The sequence below is a fragment of the Arthrobacter sp. Bz4 genome (assembly GCF_003075455.1).
In the GTDB taxonomy this organism is placed as follows: Bacteria; Actinomycetota; Actinomycetes; order Actinomycetales; family Micrococcaceae; genus Arthrobacter_D.
The window spans coordinates 221,120-243,561 of record NZ_QDAE01000001.1; the positions used below are offsets into that span (position 1 = coordinate 221,120).

Annotated in this window: 25 protein-coding genes; 3 read left to right on the top strand and 22 right to left on the bottom strand. The window is 66.3% G+C overall.

Annotated features, from left to right (window positions below; translation table 11 throughout):
- Positions 1–34: 34 nt before the first annotated feature.
- The 4 genes from DDA93_RS01025 to pyrR are packed head-to-tail and all read right to left on the bottom strand — an operon-like array spanning position 35 to position 3,508.
- A complete protein-coding gene (locus tag DDA93_RS01025; RefSeq protein ID WP_026041079.1) occupies positions 35–574 on the bottom strand; it encodes a hypothetical protein in 540 nt (179 codons plus the stop codon).
- Positions 562–1,905 carry a dihydroorotase gene (locus DDA93_RS01030; RefSeq protein WP_019482813.1) on the bottom strand — a complete coding sequence of 448 codons (1,344 nt, stop codon included), beginning with the start codon at positions 1,903–1,905 and terminating at the stop codon, positions 562–564. The genes DDA93_RS01025 and DDA93_RS01030 overlap by 13 nt, the downstream gene beginning before the upstream one ends.
- Positions 1,902–2,906, bottom strand: a complete 1,005-nt coding sequence (locus tag DDA93_RS01035) for an aspartate carbamoyltransferase catalytic subunit (protein ID WP_019482814.1) — start codon at positions 2,904–2,906, stop codon at positions 1,902–1,904. The genes DDA93_RS01030 and DDA93_RS01035 overlap by 4 nt, the downstream gene beginning before the upstream one ends.
- The gene (pyrR, locus tag DDA93_RS01040) at positions 2,903–3,508 is read right to left on the bottom strand and encodes a bifunctional pyr operon transcriptional regulator/uracil phosphoribosyltransferase PyrR (protein ID WP_192813077.1); all 606 of its coding nucleotides are present in this window, start codon (positions 3,506–3,508) and stop codon (positions 2,903–2,905) included. Before pyrR ends, DDA93_RS01035 begins: the two co-directional genes overlap by 4 nt.
- Before the next feature lie 186 nt (positions 3,509–3,694).
- Between pyrR and DDA93_RS16950 the strand changes: the two genes are divergently transcribed.
- Together DDA93_RS16950 and DDA93_RS16955 are read left to right on the top strand one after the other, a co-directional pair.
- On the top strand, positions 3,695–4,297 hold the full coding sequence (locus tag DDA93_RS16950) for a PrsW family intramembrane metalloprotease (RefSeq protein ID WP_116777855.1): 603 nt from the start codon (positions 3,695–3,697) through the stop codon (positions 4,295–4,297).
- Positions 4,288–4,866 carry a PrsW family glutamic-type intramembrane protease gene (locus tag DDA93_RS16955; protein ID WP_165802544.1) on the top strand — a complete coding sequence of 193 codons (579 nt, stop codon included), beginning with the start codon at positions 4,288–4,290 and terminating at the stop codon, positions 4,864–4,866. The genes DDA93_RS16950 and DDA93_RS16955 overlap by 10 nt, the downstream gene beginning before the upstream one ends.
- A gap of 66 nt (positions 4,867–4,932) precedes the next feature.
- Here the strand turns inward: DDA93_RS16955 and nusB are convergent, their stop codons facing one another.
- The 14 genes from nusB to DDA93_RS01115 all read right to left on the bottom strand — a co-directional run bounded on the left by nusB (position 4,933) and on the right by DDA93_RS01115 (position 17,565).
- Complete coding sequence (gene nusB / locus DDA93_RS01055; RefSeq protein ID WP_019482817.1) at positions 4,933–5,343, bottom strand: transcription antitermination factor NusB; 411 nt, start codon at positions 5,341–5,343, stop codon at positions 4,933–4,935.
- Positions 5,340–5,903, bottom strand: coding sequence for an elongation factor P (gene efp, locus DDA93_RS01060; RefSeq protein ID WP_019482818.1), 564 nt, complete (start codon positions 5,901–5,903; stop codon positions 5,340–5,342). The genes nusB and efp overlap by 4 nt, the downstream gene beginning before the upstream one ends.
- Positions 5,904–6,049: 146 nt before the next feature.
- On the bottom strand, positions 6,050–7,159 hold the full coding sequence (aroB, locus tag DDA93_RS01065; RefSeq protein WP_019482819.1) for a 3-dehydroquinate synthase: 1,110 nt from the start codon (positions 7,157–7,159) through the stop codon (positions 6,050–6,052).
- A gap of 26 nt (positions 7,160–7,185) precedes the next feature.
- Positions 7,186–7,713 carry a shikimate kinase gene (locus tag DDA93_RS01070; RefSeq protein ID WP_019482820.1) on the bottom strand — a complete coding sequence of 176 codons (528 nt, stop codon included), beginning with the start codon at positions 7,711–7,713 and terminating at the stop codon, positions 7,186–7,188.
- Complete coding sequence (gene aroC, locus DDA93_RS01075) at positions 7,713–8,912, bottom strand: chorismate synthase (protein ID WP_024476966.1); 1,200 nt, start codon at positions 8,910–8,912, stop codon at positions 7,713–7,715. The genes DDA93_RS01070 and aroC overlap by 1 nt, the downstream gene beginning before the upstream one ends.
- Before the next feature lie 32 nt (positions 8,913–8,944).
- The gene (locus tag DDA93_RS01080; RefSeq protein ID WP_116777857.1) at positions 8,945–9,856 is read right to left on the bottom strand and encodes a shikimate dehydrogenase; all 912 of its coding nucleotides are present in this window, start codon (positions 9,854–9,856) and stop codon (positions 8,945–8,947) included.
- Positions 9,857–10,213 (bottom strand): endolytic transglycosylase MltG, encoded by a 357-nt coding sequence (locus DDA93_RS16585; protein WP_243400480.1) that lies wholly within the window; start codon positions 10,211–10,213, stop codon positions 9,857–9,859.
- A complete protein-coding gene (locus DDA93_RS01085) occupies positions 10,168–11,094 on the bottom strand; it encodes an endolytic transglycosylase MltG (protein WP_243400473.1) in 927 nt (308 codons plus the stop codon). Before DDA93_RS01085 ends, DDA93_RS16585 begins: the two co-directional genes overlap by 46 nt.
- Entirely contained in the window at positions 11,091–11,684 is a 594-nt protein-coding gene (ruvX, locus tag DDA93_RS01090) for a Holliday junction resolvase RuvX (protein WP_019482824.1), read from the bottom strand. The genes DDA93_RS01085 and ruvX overlap by 4 nt, the downstream gene beginning before the upstream one ends.
- An 18-nt stretch (positions 11,685–11,702) precedes the next feature.
- Complete coding sequence (gene alaS, locus DDA93_RS01095) at positions 11,703–14,381, bottom strand: alanine--tRNA ligase (RefSeq protein ID WP_024476970.1); 2,679 nt, start codon at positions 14,379–14,381, stop codon at positions 11,703–11,705.
- Positions 14,382–14,479: 98 nt separating this feature from the next.
- Positions 14,480–14,737 (bottom strand): DUF6167 family protein, encoded by a 258-nt coding sequence (locus DDA93_RS01100; protein WP_237715275.1) that lies wholly within the window; start codon positions 14,735–14,737, stop codon positions 14,480–14,482.
- A gap of 7 nt (positions 14,738–14,744) precedes the next feature.
- Positions 14,745–15,119 carry a DUF948 domain-containing protein gene (locus tag DDA93_RS01105; protein WP_019482827.1) on the bottom strand — a complete coding sequence of 125 codons (375 nt, stop codon included), beginning with the start codon at positions 15,117–15,119 and terminating at the stop codon, positions 14,745–14,747.
- A gap of 147 nt (positions 15,120–15,266) precedes the next feature.
- Positions 15,267–15,893: a 30S ribosomal protein S4 gene (gene rpsD / locus DDA93_RS01110; RefSeq protein ID WP_019482828.1), complete on the bottom strand. Its 627-nt coding sequence runs from the start codon at positions 15,891–15,893 to the stop codon at positions 15,267–15,269.
- Between the two features lie 277 nt (positions 15,894–16,170).
- Positions 16,171–17,565, bottom strand: coding sequence for a replication-associated recombination protein A (locus DDA93_RS01115; RefSeq protein ID WP_024477095.1), 1,395 nt, complete (start codon positions 17,563–17,565; stop codon positions 16,171–16,173).
- A 92-nt stretch (positions 17,566–17,657) separates the two neighbouring features.
- On the opposite strand from DDA93_RS01115, the gene DDA93_RS01120 reads away from it, so the two are divergent.
- Positions 17,658–18,335 (top strand): acVLRF1 family peptidyl-tRNA hydrolase, encoded by a 678-nt coding sequence (locus DDA93_RS01120; RefSeq protein WP_024477094.1) that lies wholly within the window; start codon positions 17,658–17,660, stop codon positions 18,333–18,335.
- Between the two features lie 114 nt (positions 18,336–18,449).
- Here the strand turns inward: DDA93_RS01120 and rpe are convergent, their stop codons facing one another.
- The 4 genes from rpe to def all read right to left on the bottom strand — a co-directional run bounded on the left by rpe (position 18,450) and on the right by def (position 22,376).
- Entirely contained in the window at positions 18,450–19,124 is a 675-nt protein-coding gene (gene rpe / locus DDA93_RS01125; RefSeq protein ID WP_116777858.1) for a ribulose-phosphate 3-epimerase, read from the bottom strand.
- 120 nt (positions 19,125–19,244) lie between these two features.
- On the bottom strand, positions 19,245–20,813 hold the full coding sequence (locus DDA93_RS01130; protein ID WP_024477092.1) for a transcription antitermination factor NusB: 1,569 nt from the start codon (positions 20,811–20,813) through the stop codon (positions 19,245–19,247).
- Between the two features lie 13 nt (positions 20,814–20,826).
- On the bottom strand, positions 20,827–21,771 hold the full coding sequence (gene fmt / locus DDA93_RS01135) for a methionyl-tRNA formyltransferase (protein ID WP_024477091.1): 945 nt from the start codon (positions 21,769–21,771) through the stop codon (positions 20,827–20,829).
- Complete coding sequence (def, locus tag DDA93_RS01140) at positions 21,768–22,376, bottom strand: peptide deformylase (protein WP_019482834.1); 609 nt, start codon at positions 22,374–22,376, stop codon at positions 21,768–21,770. Before def ends, fmt begins: the two co-directional genes overlap by 4 nt.
- Positions 22,377–22,442: the final 66 nt, after the last annotated feature.

The window sequence follows — 22,442 nt, forward strand, 5'->3', positions numbered from 1 at the left end:
GCAGCGCTTTCGGTTGCTGGCTGGCTGGAATCTGTCACTGTGTGTCCTTCGTGGGGTTGTGAACCTGAGCCTGTGAGGTGCTGGGTGCTGCGGGGGCGAGGGCTGCAGCGGCGTCGAGGAGGCCGGTGCGGGCGGCTGCCTCGCGGGTCCGGAATCCGGTGTCAACGGCTGTCCCGTTCAGGGTCCAGGTGAACACCACCAGCCCGTCCTTCTCAACGAACTTGCCGGCCATCCCCCGCTCGAGGCGGACGCCGCGCAGGTCCGGACGACTGATGAAGAGGTCCCGGGCGCCGCTGCGGACAATCAGGATTCCTTCGTCGTGGACGCTCGCCGTGGCGTTGGATTTCACGCCCAGGCCATGGACGGCGATCCGGTCGAGCCAGTCCCCCGCCGTCGTCGTGACCACGTACTGGCCGTTGGCCAGGTAACGCGGTTCGCTGAGTGTTTCGGGGGCGGGGGACGGCGCCGGGATGTCGCGTTGCCGGGCCAGGCGGGCACGCCAGCCCAGGGCTCCGAGCGCGACGACGACGGCGATGGTGCCCAGTGAGATGGCGACGGGCATTAGCCAGTCCATGTGGATTCCTCAGCTGCAGTTGGGTGCGGTGTGTTCAGTCGGCCAGCCAGGACGGTTGGGTGGCCCCTGAAGAACGTGGCATGCACGGCTCCGGGTAGTTCGGTGCCGGCGAATGGGCTGTTACGGCCCATCGTGGCCATTTTATCCGGATCGACCACCCAGCGTGCCTCCGGATCGACGAGTGTGACGTTAGCTGCCTCACCCTCGGCCAGCGGCCGTCCCTGCTGCTCAAGGCCTCCGATCGTTGCCGGGGTGCTCGAGGTGACCCTGGCGAAGCCTTCCCAATCCATCAGGCCGGTGTTGATCATGGTGTGCTGCACCACCGAGAGCGCGGTTTCCAGCCCGGTCATGCCCATGGCGGCCTGCGCCCATTCACAGTCCTTGTGCTCGGAAGGATGCGGGGCGTGGTCGGTGCCGACGACGTCGATGGTCCCATCGGCCAGGGCCTCCCGCAGTGCTTGCACGTCCTCGCTGGTGCGGAGCGGCGGGTTCACCTTGTAGACCGGGTTGTAGCTACGAACCAGCTCGTCGGTGAGTAGCAGGTGGTGCGGGGTGACCTCGGCGGTCACCCTGATGCCGCGGGCCTTGGCCCAGCGGATAATTTCCACCGACCCGGCCGTCGACACGTGGCACACGTGGAGCCGTGACTGCACATGGTGGGCCAGCAGGACGTCCCTGGCAATGATGCTTTCCTCGGCGACGGCGGGCCAGCCGGTCAGTCCGAGGACCGCGGAGACGGCGCCCTCGTTCATCTGGGCCCCCTCGGTCAGCCGGGGTTCCTGCGCGTGCTGGGCGATGACGCCGTCGAACGCCTTCACATACTCCAGCGCCCGGCGCATCAGGACGGGGTCGCTGACGCACACGCCGTCGTCGGAGAAGACGCGGACTCGCGCGCGGGAGTCGGCCATGGCGCCGAGCTCAGCCAGCTGGGTGCCCCCGAGTCCTACGGTGACGGCACCGACAGGTCGGACTTCCACCCAGCCGGCGCGCCGGCCCAGGCTGTACACCTGCTCCACCACTCCGGCGGTGTCCGCGACGGGCGTGCTGTTGGCCATCGCGTGCACGGCCGTGAACCCGCCCCTGGCTGCCGCCCGGGTACCGGTCTCGACGGTTTCGGCGTCCTCCCGGCCCGGTTCGCGGAGGTGGGTGTGAAGGTCCACCAGGCCGGGGAGGGCGATCAGGCCGTCAGCGTCAATCACCTCGGCACCGGCGGCTGAAAGTCCCTGGCCGACGCCGGCGATGATCCCGTCGGCAATCAGGAGGTCTGCCCGTTCCCGGCCGAGCAGCGCTGCGCCGCGGATGAGATAGCGGGCCGGGGCTGGTGCGTTCATCGTGGGTTCTCCTGAGTGGGTTCGGTGGCCGGCGACTGGTGTTCGTCGCCGGAGAGCAGCAGATACAGGGCGGCCATTCTGACGGAGACCCCGTTGCGGACCTGGGCCAGGACTGTTGAGCGGGGAGAGTCGGCTGCCGCCGCCGATATTTCCAGGCCCCGGTTCATCGGACCCGGGTGCATGATGACCGTGTGGTCCAGGCCGTGGGTATCGAGGGCCGCCAGCCGGGCGTCGTCGAACCCCCACCGCCGGGAGTATTCGCGGGTCGAGGGAAAGAAGGCCGCGTTCATCCGTTCGGCCTGCAGCCGCAGCATCATCACCGCGTCGGGTCCGGCGGCCAGCGCCTCGTCCAGGTTGTAGGTGATCCGGCAGGGCCACCGTTCGGCACCGACCGGGACGAGGGTGGGCGGCGCGACCAGGGTGACCGAGGCGCCGAGGGTTTCCAGCAGCCACAGGTTTGAGCGGGCGACCCGGGAGTGCAGGACGTCGCCGACGATGGTGACGGCCATGCCCGACAGGTCGGATCCGACCGATGGTACGCCCGAGATTTTCGCCCAGTGGCGCCGGAGGGTGAACGCGTCGAGCAGCGCCTGGGTGGGATGTTCATGCATCCCGTCCCCGGCGTTGATCACTGCTGCGTCGATCCAGTCCGACGTCGCGAGCCGGGCGGGCGCACCGGAAGCCCAGTGCCGGATCACTACGGCGTCGGCGGACATCGCTTCGAGGGTCTGGGCCGTGTCCTTGAGCGATTCGCCCTTGGACACCGAGGAGCCCTTGACGGCGAACGTGATGACATCCGCCGAGAGTCGTTTGGCCGCGGCTTCGAAGGAAATCCGGGTGCGGGTGGAGTCCTCGAAGAAGAGGTTCACCACGGTGCGGCCGCGCAGCGCCGGAAGCTTCTTGATCTCCCGTTCACCGACCGCCGACATTTCCTCGGCCACGTCCAGGATGCGGATGGCGTCCTGCCTGGACAGGTCGCGGGTGGAGAGCAGGTGCCTCATGCGGGGCCCTCGATGACAACCTCGTTGATGGGCTCCCCGTCGACGGCATCGATTTCCGCGAGGTGGACCCTCACCTTCTCCGCCGAGGAGGTGGGGAGGTTCTTGCCCACATGGTCGGCGCGGATCGGCAATTCGCGGTGGCCCCGGTCCACCAGGACCGCCAACCGTACCGCCCGCGGCCGGCCGAGGTCCACGAGAGCGTCGAGGGCAGCCCGGATGGTCCGCCCGGAATACAGGACGTCGTCGACGAGGACCACTACCTTGTTGTCAATGCCCGACGGCGGCAGCTGGGTTGGCAGTGGCGGCCGGGTGGGGTGGTGGCGCAGATCATCCCGGAACATGGTCACATCGAGCTGGCCGACGATCGCGGTGGGGTCCAGTGGCGAACCGGTGGTCTGGTTTTCGGCGGCAGCGATTTTCCGGGCCAGGCGCTGGGCTAGCGGATAGCCACGACGGGGAATGCCCAGCAGCACCAGATCGGTGGTGCCCTTGTTGGCTTCCAGGATCTCGTGGGCGATGCGGGTTAGCGCTCGGTCAATATCGGCTTCGGCGAGAACGACACGCGAAAGAACACTCTCAGACTGAGGTGCGGGCATAGTCATTGGACGCTTCCTCCTTCCCCGCCTCACAGGACGGAATTTAAAGGTTGGTTGCGATGTCAAAACTATCACAGCGCGCCCCGGCTTCCCTGTGACACTTCCTCCTGTGACACATCCTTCTGTGACGGCTTAGCCCTGCGACGGCACACCCCTGCGACGTTCTACCCCGTGACGATCTACCCTGTGAGAATGACTATGTCGGCGCCACCGCCCTGGGAATCACAGCAACCTGTTCAGCCGGTCTGGGACCGGGCTGTGCGCCGGGGGCCCGGCGTCGTCAATGTGCTGCTGGTGATTATCGCGGCGCTGGTCCTCGTGGTGCTCGCCTGGTTCCTCAGCAGCAGCCTTGGTGGCGGGGCCCTGATTTCATGCGGGATCCTCGCCCTGATCCCGCTGTCCATCTGTATCGCCGGGCTGATGTGGATTGACCGTTGGGATCCTGAACCCCGCGGTGCCCTCTGGTTCGCGTTCCTGTGGGGTGCCGGAATCTCGGTGGTCGCAGCCCTGCTGCTGGGTAGCTATGTCACTGAGTTGCTGTCCCTGGCGTTGGCCTCCACCTCCTCCGACGTGATTGGGCCGGTGCTGCAGGCGCCACTTGTGGAGGAAATCGCCAAGGGGCTCGGCGTCCTGGTGCTGGTCTTCTCCCGGCGCAGCCATTTCGACGGACCGGTGGACGGCATTGTGTACGCGGGGATGGTCGGCGCAGGCTTCGCATTCACCGAGAACATTCTCTACTTCGGTGCCGCGGCACTGGATGGCGGCGGGCTGGGCGGCTGGTCGCCGTGTTCGTGATCAGGGGCCTGTTCTCGCCGTTCGCGCACGTCATGTTCACCGCCGCCCTGGGCGTGGTGCTCGGGCTGGCGGTAGCCCGCAGCGGCACGCGCTTCATTTTCCCGGCCTTCATTGTGGGCCTGGTTCCGGCGATCGCCGGGCACATGCTGTGGAACGGCGGCCTGCTGGTACTCTTCACCGACTTTTTCGAGTTCTATTTCCTGATTCAGCTGCCCCTGTTTCTTGCTGCGCTGGCCAGCATCATGGCACTGCGACGGGCCGAGCGGCGGGTCACCGAAGACCGGCTCGGCGGTTACGCGGCAGCAGGCTGGTTCACTGCCCAGGAGGTCCACATGCTGGCCACCCGTGGCGGCCGGTCACAGGCGCTTGGCTGGGCCCGGCGTATCGGCCGGCAGCGCACCATGAAGGCATTCATCAGGTCCGCCACCCGGCTGGCCTTCACCCGGCAACGCATCATCGCCGGGCATGACCTGCAGCTCAACGTCGGCCGGGAACAGCTGCTGCTGGCCGACGTGACCCGGCTCCGCCGCGAGTTACTGACGACGGCGGCGGCCAACACCCGCGGCTGAATCTCCGAGCGTCTGCCCCTGGGCCTGCGAGGGAGCGCGGCGTCCGGGATGGCGCGGAATTGCTGTCTAGGCGAGCAGCGTCGGTTTCAGCTGCTGGAGACGCCCCAGCAGACCGTTGACAAACGCTGGAGATTCGTCGGTGGAGAGCATTTTCGCCAGTTCCACCGCCTCGCTGACGGCGACGCCGTCGGGCACGTCCGCGTTGTACAGCAACTCCCAGGCGCCCACCCTGAGGATCATGCGATCCACGGCTGGCATCCGGTCCAGGGTCCAGCCCTGTGAGTAGGTGCCAAGGAACTCGTCGATTTGCTCGCCCTGGGTCATGACGCCCTCGATGATGTCCACTGAGTAGGGGGCAACCACCGTGTCGGTCTTTTCCCGACGGGCCTTGAGCGCTTCGAGTGGTGAAACGGCGCGCTGCTCCGCTTCGAAAAGGATGTCCAGTGCCCGGCGTCGGGCTTTACTGCGGGCACTCACTCGTTGACGCGTCCCAGGTAATCGCCGGTGCGGGTGTCAACCTTGACCTTGGTCCCGGTTTCCAGGAACAGCGGAACCTGGATGTCGTAACCGGTTTCGACAGTGGCCGGCTTGGTGCCACCGGTGGAGCGGTCGCCCTGCAGCCCAGGCTCGGTGTAGGTCACTTCGAGAACGACCGACGGCGGAAGCTCAACGTAGAGGGCTGACCCTTCGTGCATGGCAATGGTGACCATGAGGCTCTCCAGCATGAAGTTCTCGGCCTGACCGACGGTCTTGCCCGGAACGGTGAGCTGATCGTAATCCGACGTGTCCATGAACACGAAGTCTTCGCCGTCCTTGTACAGGTACTGGTAGTCACGACGGTCCACTGTGGCTGTTTCGATCTTCAGACCGGCGTTGAAGGTCTTGTCGACTACCTTGCCCGACAGGATGTTCCGCAGCTTGGTGCGCACAAAGGCGCCGCCCTTGCCTGGCTTGACGTGCTGGAACTCGAGAACGTTCCACAGGTTGCCTTCGAGCTTCAGCACCGTGCCGTTTTTGATGTCGTTTGTGGTAGCCACAGGTCTCTTTCGGGTAAAACAGCGACGTCCGGGCAGTAAGCATCCGGAGGCCACATGCGATGAGGTGGGAAAAGTCCAGAGCCCATTCTACCCTGTGGTGCAGGAGGCGGCTGCGGCGGGTGTCGCGGGTGACCTGCCGGGTGCTCCTACGAAGCGATTTCCTGGTACGCGGCGAACAGCAGCGAAGTGTCGGGGACTTCCAGCATGCCGGGACGGGCGAGGCCATCGAGCACGACGAAGCGCAGCAGGTCACCCCTTGACTTTTTGTCCCGGCGCATGCCGTCCAGCAGGGCGGCCCAACGGTCCCGGCGATACGTCACCGGCAGCTCAAGGAGTTCGAGGATACTGCGGTGCCGGTCGGCTGTTTCGTCGCTGAGCCGCCCGACCATCCGGGAGAGTTCCGCGGCGAACACCAGCCCCACTGAAACGGCTGCACCATGCCGCCAGGAGTACCGCTCGGCCAGTTCGATGGAGTGGCCGAGGGTGTGGCCGTAGTTGAGGAACTCTCGTCGTCCGCTTTCCTTGAGATCGGCTGACACGATCTCGGACTTCACCGCGACCGCCCGTTCAATGAGTTCGCGGACCGTCGCTGAACCGCCGTCGGACACCGCTGCGGGGTCTGCCTCGATCAGGTCGAGGATGCGCGGATCGGCGATAAAGCCACATTTGACCACTTCAGCCATCCCGGTGAGCAGTTCGTTGCGGGGTAGCGTCGCGAGGGTGTCAAGATCGGCCAGGACAGCGGCGGGCGGGTGGAACGCGCCAACCAGGTTCTTGCCTTCGGCTGTGTTGATACCGGTCTTGCCGCCCACTGCGGCGTCAACCATTCCCAGCAGGCTGGTGGGCAGGTGGACCACCTTGACGCCCCGCAACCAGGTGGCCGCAACGAAGCCAGCGAGGTCAGTCACGGCGCCACCGCCCACCGCCACGACTGCGTCGGAGCGGGTGAAGTCGTTCTGGCCCAGGACCTGCCAGCAGAACGCGGCGACCTGGATGTGTTTGCCTTCCTCGGCGTCGGGGATTTCGGCCGTGACAGCGGTGAATCCCGCATCGGCCAGTTCGGCCCGCACCGTGTCGCCGGTGCTCCTGAGTGCCCGCGGGTGGATCACCAGGACGCGGCGAACCCGCTCCCCCAACACAGCCGGGAGCCGTTCCAGCAGCCCGTGCCCGATGACTACCTCGTAGTTCTCTGCCGCCTGGGTTCCGGTGACGTTGATAACGGTCGGCTCTTTGCTGACTGTCGGCTCGTTGGCCATGACTGTCCCTTCGTTGGTCTGATCAGCTACGACTGTGTCAGCTGAAACTGTTGGATGAGCTCGGCGACGAGCTGGTCAATGGAGCGGCCCCGCGTATCAAGGACGCAGTCGGCCAGGCCTTCGTAGACTGGCCGCCGCTCCCGATCCATCCGGGTCCAGGCCTCCACCGGATCGCCGGCGAGGAGCGGGCGGCTCCGGTCCCGGGTGATCCGGCGACGCACCGTGGCTATGTCAGCGTCCAGGAAGACCACCCGCGCCCCGGCGAGCAGCGCGCGGGTCCCCTCGTCGAGGACGGCTCCCCCACCGAGCGATACCACCTGGTGCGCCGGTGCCTCGGTGAGCACCTCGGCAACCACCTGGGCCTCCAGCGTCCGGAAAGCCGGTTCACCCTGCTTCTTGAAGATGGTGCTGATCCGCCCGTGCCGCGCAACGATGATCTGGTCAGTATCGACGAACGGCCAGCCCAGCCGTGCGGCGAGGCCCGCGCCGACCGCTGACTTACCGGTAGCCATCAGTCCGATGAAGACCACCGGTCCGACGCCGGGTGAAGCCACTAGTTCCCAGCCGAGTTGAGCGAGGTGGGAATGGCCGCCAGATAGGCTGCCAGGTTGCGTGCTGTCTCCTGGACAGAGTCCCCACCGAACTTCTCGGTGACCGCTTCGGCGATGACCAGGGCCACCATGGCTTCGGCGACCACCCCGGCGGCGGGGACGGCGCAGACGTCGGACCGCTGGTGGTGCGCGCGGGCGGCGTCACCGGTGCTGACATCAATGGTGCGCAGGGCTCGTGGCACGGTGGCGATGGGTTTCATGGCGGCACGGACCCGCAGTGTGTCGCCGATGCTCATCCCACCCTCAATCCCGCCGGCGCGGTTGCTGGTCCGCTCGATCATGCCGGAGTCACCGCGCACAATCTCGTCGTGGGCTTTTGACCCGCGTCGCGCGGCAGTGAGGAACCCGTCGCCCACCTCGACGCCCTTGATGGCCTGAATGCCCATCAGTGCTGCCGCGAGGCGGGAGTCCAGGCGCCGGTCCCAGTGAACGTAGCTCCCCAACCCTGGTGGCAGCCCGTAGACCACCACCTCCACCACCCCGCCGAGTGTTTCACCCTCTTTGTGGGCGGCGTCCACCTCGGACACCATCGCGAGGGAGGTTTCGCGGTCGAAGCAGCGCAGCGGATCCTGATCCAGCGCGATCACATCGGATGGCCCGGGCAGGGGTGAACCTTCGGGGACTGCGACCGACGCGATGGCGACCGTGTGGCTGACCAGGGAGATGCCGAGCGCTGACAGGAAGCGGGCGGCTACTTCTCCCAGCGCAACCCGGGCGGCTGTTTCCCGCGCGCTGGCCCGTTCCAGCACGGGACGCGCCTCGTCGAAGCCGTACTTCTGCATTCCGGTGAAGTCCGCGTGTCCCGGACGGGGGCGGGTCAGTGGCGCGTTCCGGGCGAGTTCGGATAACTCGGAGGGGTCCACCGGGTCGGCTGACATGATCTGGTCCCACTTGGGCCATTCGGTGTTGCCCACCTGAATCGCCACGGGTCCGCCCTGGGTCAGCCCGTGCCGGACACCGCCGATGATGCTGACCTGATCCTGCTCGAACTTCATTCGGGCGCCACGCCCATAGCCGAGCCGCCTACGGGCCAGCGCAGCCTGAATGTCACTGCTCGTGATCTCCACGCCTGCAGGCATTCCTTCAATAATTCCCACCAGTGCCGGTCCGTGGGATTCTCCGGCAGTTAACCAACGCAACATGCCTCCAATCCTGCCACGGTGTCGCTGCTGTTTCAGCGCGAGGGCGCTCCGACTGCGTCACACATGACTTTTAGGACCGGCAGATCGTCGGTGAAAGCACCGCCGGAGAACAGCCTGACCTGCTCCACCGCCTGATAGATCAGCATCTCCAGTCCCGGCACGATGGCCCCGCCTCGGGCCTGCCAGACGTCAGCGAGGGGACTCGGCCAGGGGTCATAGGCAACGTCCAGGAGCACCGGCTGGACCCCCGCCAATGCTTCCGGAGCGCAGGACACTTCCCGGGCGAGCGAATCAGCCCCGTGCGGAGGGAGGGTGGAGATGGCGACGTCGGCGTGTCGCAGACCCTCCACGGCGTCGTTCCACCCGCGGACAGCGACGCCGAGCCCGAGGGAGCGTCCGAGGACCTCCAGGGGTGCAGCACGCTCAGGGGATCGGACAAAGACGGTGACCCGGGTGGCACCCAGTTCCTGCAGGGCGGCCAGGGCGGCGGCAGCGGTCCCGCCGCCACCGAGGATCACCGCAGTCTCCGGCGGCACACGGACTCCGCCGTGCCTGAGCGCACCCACAATGCCTGCGACGTCCGTGTTGTGGCCGGTCAGGACGCGGTCTCCCCCCGCGCCGTCGACAGTCACAGTGTTGAGCACGCCCAACGCAGCTGCGTGCCCACTCACCTGGTCGACCAGGTCAACCATCGCAGCCTTGTGCGGCATGGTCACCGACAGTCCACGCCAGCCGTCAGCCGTCCGGACCTGGCTGACAAACGACTGGAGGTCTTCGGGCAACACCTCGATGGCCTCATAGCTGCAATCAAACCCCAGGAGCCGATAGGCGGCCCGGTGAAGCGCAGGCGATTTTGAGTGTCCGATCGGTGACCCAATCACTGCTGCCCGCAGTGGCTGCCGGGCGCGCGCTGTGCTGGCGGCGGCGTGCGCCGACCGATTCACCTAGCTGCACCGGCCGGGGTTGTCAGCGCACCAGGCCTGGTATTCCGCGACATAGACGGCGTGCTCGGCGAGTGTTTCCGAGAACTTTGTTTCGCCTGTGTCGAGGTTAACGGTGACCCAGTAGTAGAAGGGCACGTCCGCGGGATTCACCGCGGCATCGATTGCTTCGGCACCGGGTGACCCGATTGGCCCCACCGGCAGACCCGGGTTGGCGAAGGTGTTGTACGGGTTGGACTCGTCGGCGCGTTCCTCTTCGGTGAAGTCGAAGCTGCGCCGGTCCAGCCCATAGGTGACCGTCGCATCCGACTGGATTAGCCCGTTCGTCTCGGTGTTGTCTTCTCCGAGCCGATTCTCGATAGCCCCGGAGACCGCGGCGTAGTCGCTTCGCCGGCCTCGGCTTCGATGATGCTGCCGATCGTCAGAATTCTGAACTGCTCCTCCGGGTCGGTGACCCCTGCGTCCTCGAGGAGGGCGAATGTCCCATCGACCATCGTCTGGATCATCTCAATTGCGGTAGCGTCGACGTCGAACCGGTACTCTCCCGGAGCGAGATAGCCTTCAAGGCTCAGAGCGTCGTCGGGAAGCCCGAACTGGGTGGGATCGGCGGCCAATTCTTCAAACTCGTCCCGCGCGATGCCGGTCGACTCGGCGAGAATGTCAAGCGTTTCCCCCTGCCGGAGTCCCTGCGCGACAGCCGCGTAGAGGACCTTGTTCGCTTCGACGTCCAGCAGTGCCAGCGCCGCACCCTCGGAGGACATCTGGTAGCTGAGTTCGTACTCGCCGGGCTGCACTTCGCGTCCGTCTGCCACTTGTTGCAGCGCGGAAACGAATTCGGAGCCGTCAGCGACAATATCGACAGATTCCAGGCCGTTGCCGATGGCGAGTGGGCCCGCACCCTCGGGCACCGTGAAGACAACGCTGCCTTCGCCGGGTCCGGGATAGTCGGTGATGTCGTTCAGTCCAAGCAGATCGCGAAGCATCAGGGACACCGCAACGACTACCCCGATGAATCCGAGGATGACCACCAGCATGACGATGGTGCGACGACGGCGGCGACGCTGCCTGGCTTTCGACGGACGGCGGTTGCGCCGGTGGCCCGACCGGGGTTCGAAGAACTGTTCGACGGGTTCGACTGTTTCGTCGTGGGAACCCTCGTACCCGTCGTCGTGCTGGGCGTCGTCGGTGTGACGCTCCGGTTCGCTGTCGGCGGCCGGGAACTGGGGGTGGTGGTGGCTCACAGTTCCAGGTTCCTTTCGCGGCTGTTCTCCGTAATGTCCTGCTCCTTGTTAAGGGTCAGCGGGTCCCCTTGTGGGCGGGCCCGCTGTCGCGCTGCAACCGGATCCCCCACATCCCGCATTTGTGACCTTTGCATATCCATGGCGTGCTGCAGAATTTCGACAGCCGCCGCCTGATCTACCACCTTACGGTGATCGCGGGTATTCAAGCCAGCTTGCCTCAGGGAACGATGTGCCGAAACGGTGCTCAACCGTTCGTCGATCAGCCGGACGCTGGCGGTGAGACCGGCCCTCTGGATCGCGTTCGCCAGCTCCAGCGCATAGCCGCGGGCCATCTCGGCGGACGCCGATTCGGTGCCGCTCAGGTTCCGCGGCAGACCCACGAACACCTGGACGGCCTCCCGTTCGGCAATCTCCCGGACCAGAATGTTGAGGTCCGATTTTTTCTTCAGATCCCGTTTCATCGTCCGGACGGGGGTGGCGAGCAGCGACCCGCTGTCGCTGCTGGCTACCCCCACCCGTACCATTCCGACGTCGACGCCAATTTTGACGCCCCGCGGGTAGTCCCCGGTGCCGGGTGAAGTGTCAGTCATCGCTGTGCAGGCGGGTGATCAGCGGGACGCGACAGCGGACCGGATGGCGGTCAGGGCAGCCTCGATCTGCGCTGGATCGGACCCTCCGCCCTGGGCCACGTCGTCCTTACCGCCGCCGCCGCCGCCGAGGATTCCAGCGGCGACGCGGACCAGCGCGCCGGCCTTCACGCCGGCGGCGCGGGCGTCCTCGTTGGTCGCGACCAGGACAAGCGGACGGTCGTTGCTGATTCCGGCGGTAGCCACCACTGCAGCGCCTGATCCTAGCCGGCTTCTGAGGTCGAGAGCGAGAATCCGCAGGTCGTCGGCGCCGCTCACCGTTCCAGCGTCGTGCGCAAGGAGGCGGACGCCGTCGACGTCGACCGCGGAGCCCACCAGGGCCGCAGCCGACGCGCTGAGCGCTTCCTTCCGCAGCCGTTCAAGTTCCTTTTCGGCGGTCTTGAGCTTCGCCAGGGTGGCTGCGAGCCGTTCCGGCAGCTGGACTGACGGCACCTTGAGCATGTCCGACAGCTCGGTCACCAGGGCACGCTCAGCCGCGAGGTGGCGGAACGCGTCCATTCCAACGAACGCCTCAACCCGGCGGTTACCTGAACCGACCGACTGTTCGCCCAGCAGGGTCAACGATCCGATGAGCGACGTCGATCCGACGTGGGTGCCTCCACAGAGTTCCCTTGACCAGTCACCGTCAATTTCGACCACCCGGACGGTGTCGCCGTAGGCTTCGCCGAACAGGGCGGTCGCGCCGAGTGCTTTCGCCTCGTCCAGCTTCATCAGCTTGGTTTCTACCGTGTGGTTGTTGCGGATGGCGATATTGGAGACTTCTTCGATCTCCGACTTGGCGCTGGCGCTGATGCCTTCGCCCCAGGAGAAGTCGAACCGCAGGTACCCGGCCTTGTTGAAGGAGCCGCGCTGCAGCGCTTCGGGGCCGAGGATCTGGTGGAGGGCGGCGTGCACGATGTGGGTACCCGAGTGGGCCTGCTCCCCGGCGTGACGGCGCTGCCGGTCCACGGCCGCCACCACGGGTGCGGTGACCGAAATGTCGCCTTCCCGGACAACCGCGCGGTGGACGCTGAGGCCTTTGATGGGGCGTTGCACGTCGAGGACTTCGACCACGAAGCCGTTGCCGGTGATGAGCCCGGCGTCTGCGGCCTGGCCGCCTGCCTCAGCGTAGAACGGCGTCTGGTCCAGGATCAGGTCGATCTCTTCGCCCTGCGATGCCGCGGGCACGGCAACGCCGTCGCGGACAATTCCGGTGACGATGGCTTCGGTGGTCAGCTCGTCGTACCCGGTGAACACGGTCTGGCCGCTGGCCAGCAACTCGGTGAAGACGGACAGATCGGCCTGGCCAGCCTTCTTACCGCGGGCGTCAGCCTGGGCGCGTTGGCGTTGCTCGAGCATCAGCGATCGGAACCCGTCGGCGTCGACCGCGAGGCCGGCTTCGGCAGCCATTTCGAGGGTCAGGTCGATGGGGAAGCCGAAGGTGTCATGCAGCGCGAAGGCGTCCTCACCGGACAGCGGGCGTCCTGCGGCCTTCGATTCCAGGACCGCGCCCTCAAGGCGGGCGGTACCGGAGGCGATGGTGCGCAGGAAAGCACGTTCCTCGGCGTAGGCGATCCGGCTGATCCGTTCGAAGTCCTTCTCCACCTCGGGGTAGGTGCCCTTCATCGCGTCCCGGGACGCCGGCAGCAGTTCGGGGAGGCAGGCGCGTTCGACGCCGAGCAGACGCATGGCACGGACGGCCCGCCGGATCAGGCGGCGCAGCACGTACCCGCGGCCCTCGTTGGAGGGGGTCACACCGTCGGCTATGAGCATCAGAGCTGAACGGATGTGGTCGGCCACGACGCGCATCCGCACGTCATCGGTGTGGTGCGGGTCCGTGTCTGATTCGGCACTGGTGTAGGTCTTGCCCGAGAGTTCCGCGGCGCGGTCCAGCACCGGACGCACCTGGTCGGTCTCATACATGTTCTCGACACCCTGCAGCACCATGGCGAGGCGCTCGAGGCCGAGCCCGGTGTCGATGTTCTTGGCCGGCAGTTCGCCGGCGATGTCGAAATCTTCCTTGCTACGGACTGCTGACAGCTGGTATTGCATGAACACCAGGTTCCAGATTTCGATGTACCGCGGGGAGTCGGTGGCCGGTCCGCCGGCAATGCCGTACTCGGGGCCCCGGTCGTAGAAGATTTCCGAGCAGGGTCCGCCGGGCCCGGGCTGCCCGGTGCTCCAGTAGTTTTCCGCTTCGCCGAGCTTCTGGATGCGTTCAACGGGGATACCGACCTGGTCGCGCCAGATGGCGAGGGCCTCGTCGTCATCCTGGTAGACGGTGACCCAGAGACGATCGGGGTCCAGCCCGAAGCCTCCGGCGTCGAGTGGGGAGGTCAGGAGCTCCCACGCCATCGGGATGGCGCCTTCCTTGAAATAGTCTCCGAAGGAGAAGTTGCCGCACATCTGGAAGAACGTTCCGTGGCGGGCCGTTTTGCCTACTTCTTCAATGTCGCCGGTCCGGATGCACTTCTGGATGCTGGTGGCCCGGTCGAAGGGTGCCTTCTCACGAGCCGTCAGGTACGGGATGAACGGGACCATTCCAGCGATGTTGAAGAGCAGCGACGGGTCGGTCGATACCAGCGACGCCGACGGCACAACCGTGTGCCCCTTGCCCTCGAAAAACGCGAGCCAGCGCCGTGCAATCTCATGGGATTTCATTGAAGCTTTCAGTCCTTATGGTTTTTTCAGGGCCAGGATCCTGTGGGTCGCACCCCAGCTCGGGGCGCGGGACGGGCTGCCAGGCAGCCCCGGTCCGGTTACTGGCCGGGACGTTCCGGGCGAACTTCGGCGGGGTCGATGCCGAGGGCGGCACGGAGGTCGGATTCGCGCTCCTGCATCCCTGTCCGCAGCGCATCAGCGAAGTTGGCGACACCATCAGTCACTTCGCCCATCGCACGGTTCAACCCGGCAGGCCCGTAGCTGTCGGCGACGGAGGCGAGTTTCCGTACGGCGATGACGCCGATGGCAACTCCTGCGCCCATCCAGATGACGCGCATGATCATTGTGTTTTTCATCGTTTCCTTAGCGGCTGCGGCGGCGGGGAGCGGGCTTGCCTCGACCGGCCAGGGCGGTGCGCACCCCGTAGGAGAACGCGGCAACCTTGATCAACGGCGCGCCGACGGTAGCGGCGATCAGGGATGACAGGGCCGAGAGGTTGGCGGTCGCGTCGGAGACGTTGGACGTGATTCCGTCGACATTCTTCAGCTGCTGATGCGTGGTGGTGACGGTGCTTGTCACTTCCTCGATCAGGGGTGTGGTTTCGTTGCTGACACTCCTGATGGTGGTCCGCAGTTCGTCAAACACTTTGCCGAGCTTCCACACCGGTATAGCCAGCAGTGCGACCAGCACCGCGAACACACCGGCTGCGATGAGACCGGCGATATCTCCACCAGACATGGATCGTGTCTCCTTTTGAATCAGGTAGGCCGCCTGGGCGTCGATAGCTCAGCGGCGATAACTTACCTATGTACCTTACCTACTCAAAGGCCCGCGGCGTGTGCCGCGGGCCTTTGAGCGCCGGTCCTTGCTGTAAAAGCTAAGGAACTAGCGTGCGTAGTACTCCACCACGAGCTGCTCTTCGCAGGTCACTGGGACCTCGGAGCGCTTCGGGCGGCGCACCAGGCGCGCCTGGAGCTTGTCCAGCTGGACCTCCAGGTAGCCGGGTACTGCGGGCAGCACATCGCGGTGCGCGCCTGCGGCGGCAACCTGCAGTGGGTCGAGGACCTCACTGCGTGGGTGTACGTGAATGAGCTGTCCTTCGGCGACGCGGTAGGACGGGCGGTCAACGCGTGAACCGTCGACCATGATGTGACGGTGAACGACGAGCTGGCGAGCCTGCGCGCTGGTGCGGGCGAAGCCGGCGCGGAGCACCAGGGCATCGAGACGCATTTCGAGCAGTTCAATCAGGTTCTCACCGGTCAGGCCCTTGGTGCGGCGAGCTTCCTCGAAGACCCGGGTCATCTGGGCTTCGCGGATGCCGTACTGGGCGCGCAGACGCTGCTTTTCGCGCAACCGTACAGCGTAATCGCTGTCCTGCTTGCGGCGGGCGCGTCCGTGCTGGCCGGGCGCGTACGGCCGACGTTCCAGATACTTTTCGGCCTTAGGGGTCAAAGCAATGCCGAGGGCACGCGAAATGCGAACCTTACGGCGGGCACGTGTGTTGTTAGCCACGAATACCTTCCATTATTTTTGCGGCAAAGTTGCGCTGCTGCCCAGTTGGTTTCCCAGTTGAACGGCAGGCACTTTCAGTGTCGCTGGCCTCCACTTGCGGAGAGCCGGGAGTGGCCGCTTCCCGGTACTACAGTTCGCAGTGCGCGCAGCCCTGCCCCGAAGTGAACCGCCGGAGCGGGTCATGCCTGAATGAACCAAACCTTCGATGGTGGGTTGCGCAGAACGCGACTTGCCAGTCAACCGTCAATCCTAGCAGTGCTGCGGGCACCGAGCTGAATCACTTGCCGCGGATGATCCGCCGCAGTCGGGCGAGCCTGGAGCCAATGTCCCGTTCGGCCCCACGATCGGTGGGCTGGTAGTAGTCGTGGCCGGTCAGATCATCAGGTGCGTATTGCTGCGCGGCGATGCCGTGCGGCTCGTCGTGGGAGTAGAGGTAGCCGCTGCCGTGCCCCAGTTGTTTGGCCCCCGGGTAGTGGGCGTCCCGCAGGTGCTGCGGAATGCCCTGCCCCCGCCCGGCGCGCACATCGGCAACGGCTGCGTTGATTCCGTTGTACGAGGCATTGGATTTGGGCGCCGTCGCGATATGCACCACCGCCTCGGCCAGGATGATCCGCCCCTCGGGCATGCCGATCAACGCGACGGCCTGTGCTGCAGCGACGGCCGTTTGCAGGGCGGTCGGATCGGCCATCCCGACGTCCTCGGCGGCCGAGATCATCAGCCTCCTAGCCACGAAGCGAGGGTCCTCCCCCGCCTCCAGCATCTTCGCTAGATAATGCAGCGCCGCGTCGACGTCGGACCCCCTCAACGATTTGATGAAGGCACTGGCGACGTCGTAGTGCTGGTCGCCGGCACGGTCGTAGCGCAGGGCGGCCACGTCGACTGCTTTCTCGGCATGTTCGAGCTGCACCAGAACCTGCTCCCCGGGCTCGTCGGTGGCCGAGTGGGCCACCCCGGCTGCGGCTTCGAGGGCGGTCAGTCCCCGGCGTGCGTCCCCTGCGGCCAGCCGAACCAGGTGTTCGAGAGCGTCGTCGCTGACCCGAACCGACCCGTCGAGTCCCCGCGGATCATTCACCGCGCGGGTCAGGAGATCGGCGATGTCCGCCTCGGTGAGAGGTTTCAGGGTTTGCAGCAGGGACCGGGACAGCAGGGGTGATACCACCGAGAAGGAGGGGTTTTCGGTGGTGGCGGCGATAAGCACCACCCAGCGGTTCTCGACCCCGGGCAGCAGCGCGTCCTGTTGTGCCTTATTGAAGCGGTGAATTTCATCGAGGAAGAGGACCGTGGTGGTGCGGTGCAGATCGCGGGCGGTGAGGGCCTCGTCCATCACCCGGCGGACGTCCTTCACCCCGGCGGTAATGGCCGACAGCTCAACAAAGGTCCGGCCGCGACCCCGCGCAATCACATGTGCGAGGGTGGTCTTACCGGTGCCTGGCGGCCCCCAGAGGATCACCGAGGACGGTCCTGCCGGGCCGGTACGGTCGGCGTCGCCCGCCAGGGTCCGCAGCGGCGACCCTGGGCCGAGGAGGTGTTGCTGACCCACCACTTCGTCAATTGAACGCGGCCGCATCCTCACGGCCAGGGGGCTGCGGTGGCGTTCGGCACTGCTGACGCTGTGGCTGGTGACGTCGTCGTCGTCGTCGGACCCGTACGCCGCGCTGAATAGATCATTCACACAGCCAAGGCTACTGTGAAGCACTGACGGTCGGGCTATCGGCAGCCGGCCCAGCTGAGGGACAACCAGTCGCAGAGGAAACGGAGACGCTAGTGGGATCACCGCGCCAGGTGCTGGTGTCACCCGAGCGGCTGCCCGGCTGGGTGGAGCGGTTCAGTGCGGGGAACGGCGGTTTGGCTCCGACCGACGGGCTCGACCACGACGCCCGGTCGCGCGGGGCGCTCATGCTCCGCGGCGCCAACGGCTGCGTGGCCGTGCTCCACCCGCCCGGGGAGTCCGGCGGGGAGTCCGGCGGGGAGTCCGCCGGGGACAGCCCGGGGGGCCCAACGGTCGATGACCTGGTCGCGGCGGCCACCAGCCAGCGTCTCATTGGGCTGCTGCTGGTACGCCGGGGCGGCTATGCGGTGGGTGTGGCCGAGCACGGCAAGCTGGTGGCGTCGAAGACCGGCACCAAATATGTCCAGTCCCGGACCGCGGCCGGCGGCTGGTCACAGCAGCGCTTCGCGCGGCGGCGGGCCAATCAGGCGGCCGGGTTGGCCGATGCAGCAGCGGTTCATGCGGCGCGGCTGTTCGCCGAGCACAGCCCCGGCAGCCTGCAGCTGGGCGGAGACCGGCCGCTGGCCAGCGAAACCCTGGCGAACCCGGTCCTGCGCAGCTATCGGGCGCTGCCGCAGCTGGCATTCCTGGTGGTACCCGATCCGCGGCTGGACATCCTCAAGCAGGCAGCAATCGACGCCCGCTCGATCAGGATTACCATCACCGACCCGTGACTCGGGTGCGGGTTGATGCATCGCTGAGCCGGTTGCGGTGCCGGTTACCGGTTGATGCGTCGGTTGACCTGCCTCAGCCGGTTGATGCGTCGGTTGACCTACCGGTTGCCGGGCTTACCGGCGTTCGTCCGAGGCGCGTTGGGCGGCGTCGCGGAGACGTATGACAGCCTGATCGGGATCGTCCGCACCGTACACCGCGGAGCCTGCGACAAAGACTGTTGCCCCGGCGTCGGCGGCCCGGAGGATGGTGTCCCCGGTGATGCCACCGTCCACCTGAAGTGCCACCGGCAGACCGCTCCCCCTGATCGCTTCGGCCGCGCGCCGGATTTTGGGCAGCATGACGTCGAGGAACGGCTGGCCGCCGAAACCGGGTTCGACCGTCATGATCAGCAGGAGATCCAGTTCGCCCAGGAGGTCGAGGTAGGGTTCGACGGGTGTCGCCGGGCGTAGCGCCATGCCTGCCTTGGAGCCGATGCTGCGCAGTTCGCGGGCCAACCGGATCGGCGCCGCCGCTGCTTCGGCATGGAACGTCACTGAGGCTGCACCGAGTTCGGCGTAACCGGGAGCCCACCGGTCGGCGTCGTCAATCATGAGGTGCACGTCCAGCGGAAGGCTACTGACTTCGTGGATCCGTTTGACCACCGGAAGACCAAGGGTCAGGTTGGGGACGAAACTGTTGTCCATGACGTCCACGTGCACCGCATCAGCCGACGCAATACGTGCGAGCTCTGCCTGCAGGTTGGCAAAGTCGGCGGACAGGATGCTCGGGTTGATGCAACAGGCGGTCATGGCGCTCCTTGGGCGGGGACAACTTCGGGTGGCTTCCCTCAACCTACCCGCCGAACCGTGAGCTCTGGCGACTTCCGTAGCGTTTCCAGGGTTTACTCGTCGTCGGAGTTGTGGATATCTTTACGCAGTGCGGCGGATCAGGGCCAGATACATCGCATCCGTGCCATGGACGTGTGGCCAGAGCTGGGCTGTCGACTCGTGCCCGGCGGCCAGCGACCCGGTGAGGCTGACGCCGTCGAGGACAGCGCCCGCGTCGATGAGTTCGACGTCGTCACGGCGGCGCAGGCAATCCTGGACCACCGCCGAGGTCTCGGCCGGGTGCGGGGAACAGGTCACGTAGGCCACAACTCCCCCGGGTCGGACGGCCGTCAGCGCCGCGGCCAGGAGTTCACGCTGCAGCTTTCCGAGTCCGGCAATGTCGGAAGGCTTGCGCCGCCAGCGGGCTTCCGGGCGGCGGCGCAGCGCGCCGAGTCCGGTGCAGGGGGCGTCCACCAGGACGCGGTCAAAGGTGTCGGGAAAATCCTCGGCGACCGTTCGACCGTCGCCGACCCGGACGGACCAGACCGCAGGGTCGAGCGGCCGGAGTGCCTGCCGCACCAGCTGGGCCCGGTGCTCCAACGGCTCATTGGCCACCAGCGTGTTGCCCCGCTGCTGTGCCAGGGCACCCAGCAGTGCCGACTTGCCGCCGGGGCCAGCGCACAGGTCCAGCCACTGCTCGGAGTGGCCGGCAGCGCCGGTTTTCACCGACCCCGCTCCGTCTTCCGCCGCCTCCGGTTTCACGGCTTCCGACTCAACTGGCTCCAGCTTCACTGCCGCGAGGGCACGGGCAACCAACTGGGATCCGGCATCCTGGACCCGGGTGGTGCCGGTCCTGATGCTTTCCAGGCGGCCGACGTCGCCCGCTGAGAACAGTGCCGATCCTTCGGCCAGCTCCCCGGGAACAGCCCCGGCTTCGAACGCCTCATCGAGGGACCCCAGCCCGGGGAGTGCCAGTAAATTGACTACCGGTGCCGCGTTGTTCGCCGCGAGCAGCGTTTCTATCTCGGACACGTCCCGGCCGTGGTCGACGAGGGCCTGCCGGAGCGCCCGGACAATCCACTCCGGGTGGCTGTGGGTAAGCGAACTGATCTTGGTGGCATCGGTCAGGCCAGCGGTGAGTTCTGCTGTCCACTCCTCAAGGGATTTCGATGAAACCCGCCGCAGGACTGCATTGATCAGAGCCGACGGTCCGGCACCGATGACGGCGCGGGCGAGGCCGACGGTCTGGTCCAGTGCAGCATGAGCGGGAACCCGCATGGCGAGCAGCTGGTGCGTGCCGATCCGCAGGGCATCGAGGATGGCAGGATCGAGCTTCTCCAGGGGGCGGTCGACGCACTTCGCCAACACCGCGTCATACGTGCCCTGGCCGCGCAACGCTCCGTAGGCCAGTTCGGTGGCAAAGCCTGCGTCGCGCTTGTCGAGCTTGTGTTTGCGGATGCTGACCGGCAGCACCAGGTTGGCGTAGGCGTCGTCGGCGGCGACGGCGCGGAGCACCTCGAAGGCGACCAGTCGTGCCGGGTCGGCGCGTCGGGTCCGCTCCGATGGTGCGGCGGTGGAGAACCCGCGCGGCTCTGACCTGTTACGTTCCCGTCCGGCCGCATTGCGACGGCGGTCGGAACCGCCCGCTTTGCCCTGCCCTGGATTGCTCACGAAAATAACCTCGTCACGAAAAAACCAGCTCTCCTTGTTGAAGGGCGCCGCGCGCCCAGTCCTGTGCACGCATCATCTTTTTCCCAGCAGGCTGAATATCGCCCAGCACCACGGGAGTGGAGCCTGTTCCGACCAGCACGGCAGCGCCGGCCATCGTCACTTCGCCCGGGGCGAGAGCCGCAACCGCGTCCGCACCCACATCGGGATTCGCGACCCACGGCGACACCGGGCCCACCTTTACCCGCTGATCACCCAGCTGGGCCCAGGCGCCCGGCTCGGGTGTCACACCATTGATCCGTCGGCGGACAGCAAGAGCCGGCTGGCCCCAATCCACCCGGGCATCGTCGATGGTGAGTTTGGGTGCCAGGCTGATATCTCCCTGTTGGGGAACTGCCACGGCCTGGCCGGCCGCGATGGCCGACAGGGTCTGGACCAGCAGGACGGCGCCACTGTGGGCTAGCCGTTCCAGCAACTCGCCACTGGTGTCGCTGGGTTGCACCGTTTCGGTCATGGTACCGAAGACCGGCCCCGTGTCGAGGCCCGCTTCCAGGCGGAAGGTGGAGGCTCCGGTGATTTCGTCGCCGGCGATGACTGAGTGCTGCACCGGGGCGGCACCGCGCCAGGACGGCAGCAGCGAGAAATGGAGGTTGATCCAGCCATGCTGCGGCAGCTCCAGCGCTGGCTGCGGAACCAGCCCGCCGTAGGCAACGATGGCTGCCACTGCGATATTGAGGTCGGCAATCTGCGCGGTGACTGCGCCGTCAATCCGGTTGGCGCGAATGACCGGGAGATTTAGTTTAGCTGCTCGGGCGGCTACCGGACTGGGCGTCATGATCCGTTTACGGCCCAGTGGCGCGTCTTCACGTGTCAGCACCGCGACGACGTCGAACCCGGCAACCACCAGCGCGTCGAGGGAGGGCACCGCCACGGCCGGAGTGCCTGCAAAGAGCACCCTCATGATCGTCTGGCCCCACTCCGGCTCGTCCCAGTGGTCGGTCGGGCGGTTGACGCTCCGAGCCCGAAACTGGAACCGAGTGACTGTGACCGGTCACGGGTGGTCTGGTCGGCAACCGAGGAGTAGGCCGAGCTCCGGATGGCACGCATGGCGGCTTTGCGGTGCTCCCCGTCGAGGCGTTCGATGTACAGGGAGCCGTTGAGGTGGTCGGTCTCGTGCTGGAAGCAGCGGGCGAGCATACCGGTGCCCTCATAGGCGACAGCGTCACCATGGATATCCACGCCAGTCACCCGCGCCCAGTCCGCGCGCTTCAACGGGTAGCCGAGTCCGGGGATCGACAGGCAACCTTCCAGTTCCTCGTCCCCGGTCCCGGTTTTTACCTCCAGGACAGGGTTGATGACGTACCCGGAAACGTCGTCGATCCTGAAGGTGAAGACCCTCAGGCTCACCCCCACCTGGGGCGCTGCGAGTCCGGCGCCATGCACGTCGTCCATGGTTTCCATCATGTCGGAAACCAGTCTGGCGAGCTCGGGTCCAAAACTGGTGACCTCGGCAGAGGGGGTTCTCAGTACCGGGTCGCCGATGATCCGAATGCTCAAGACGGCCATGCTCTCCGTGGTCCTAACGTTGGGAATACTTCACTTTGGGTCGATGCCATTCTAGGCGCGAACCTC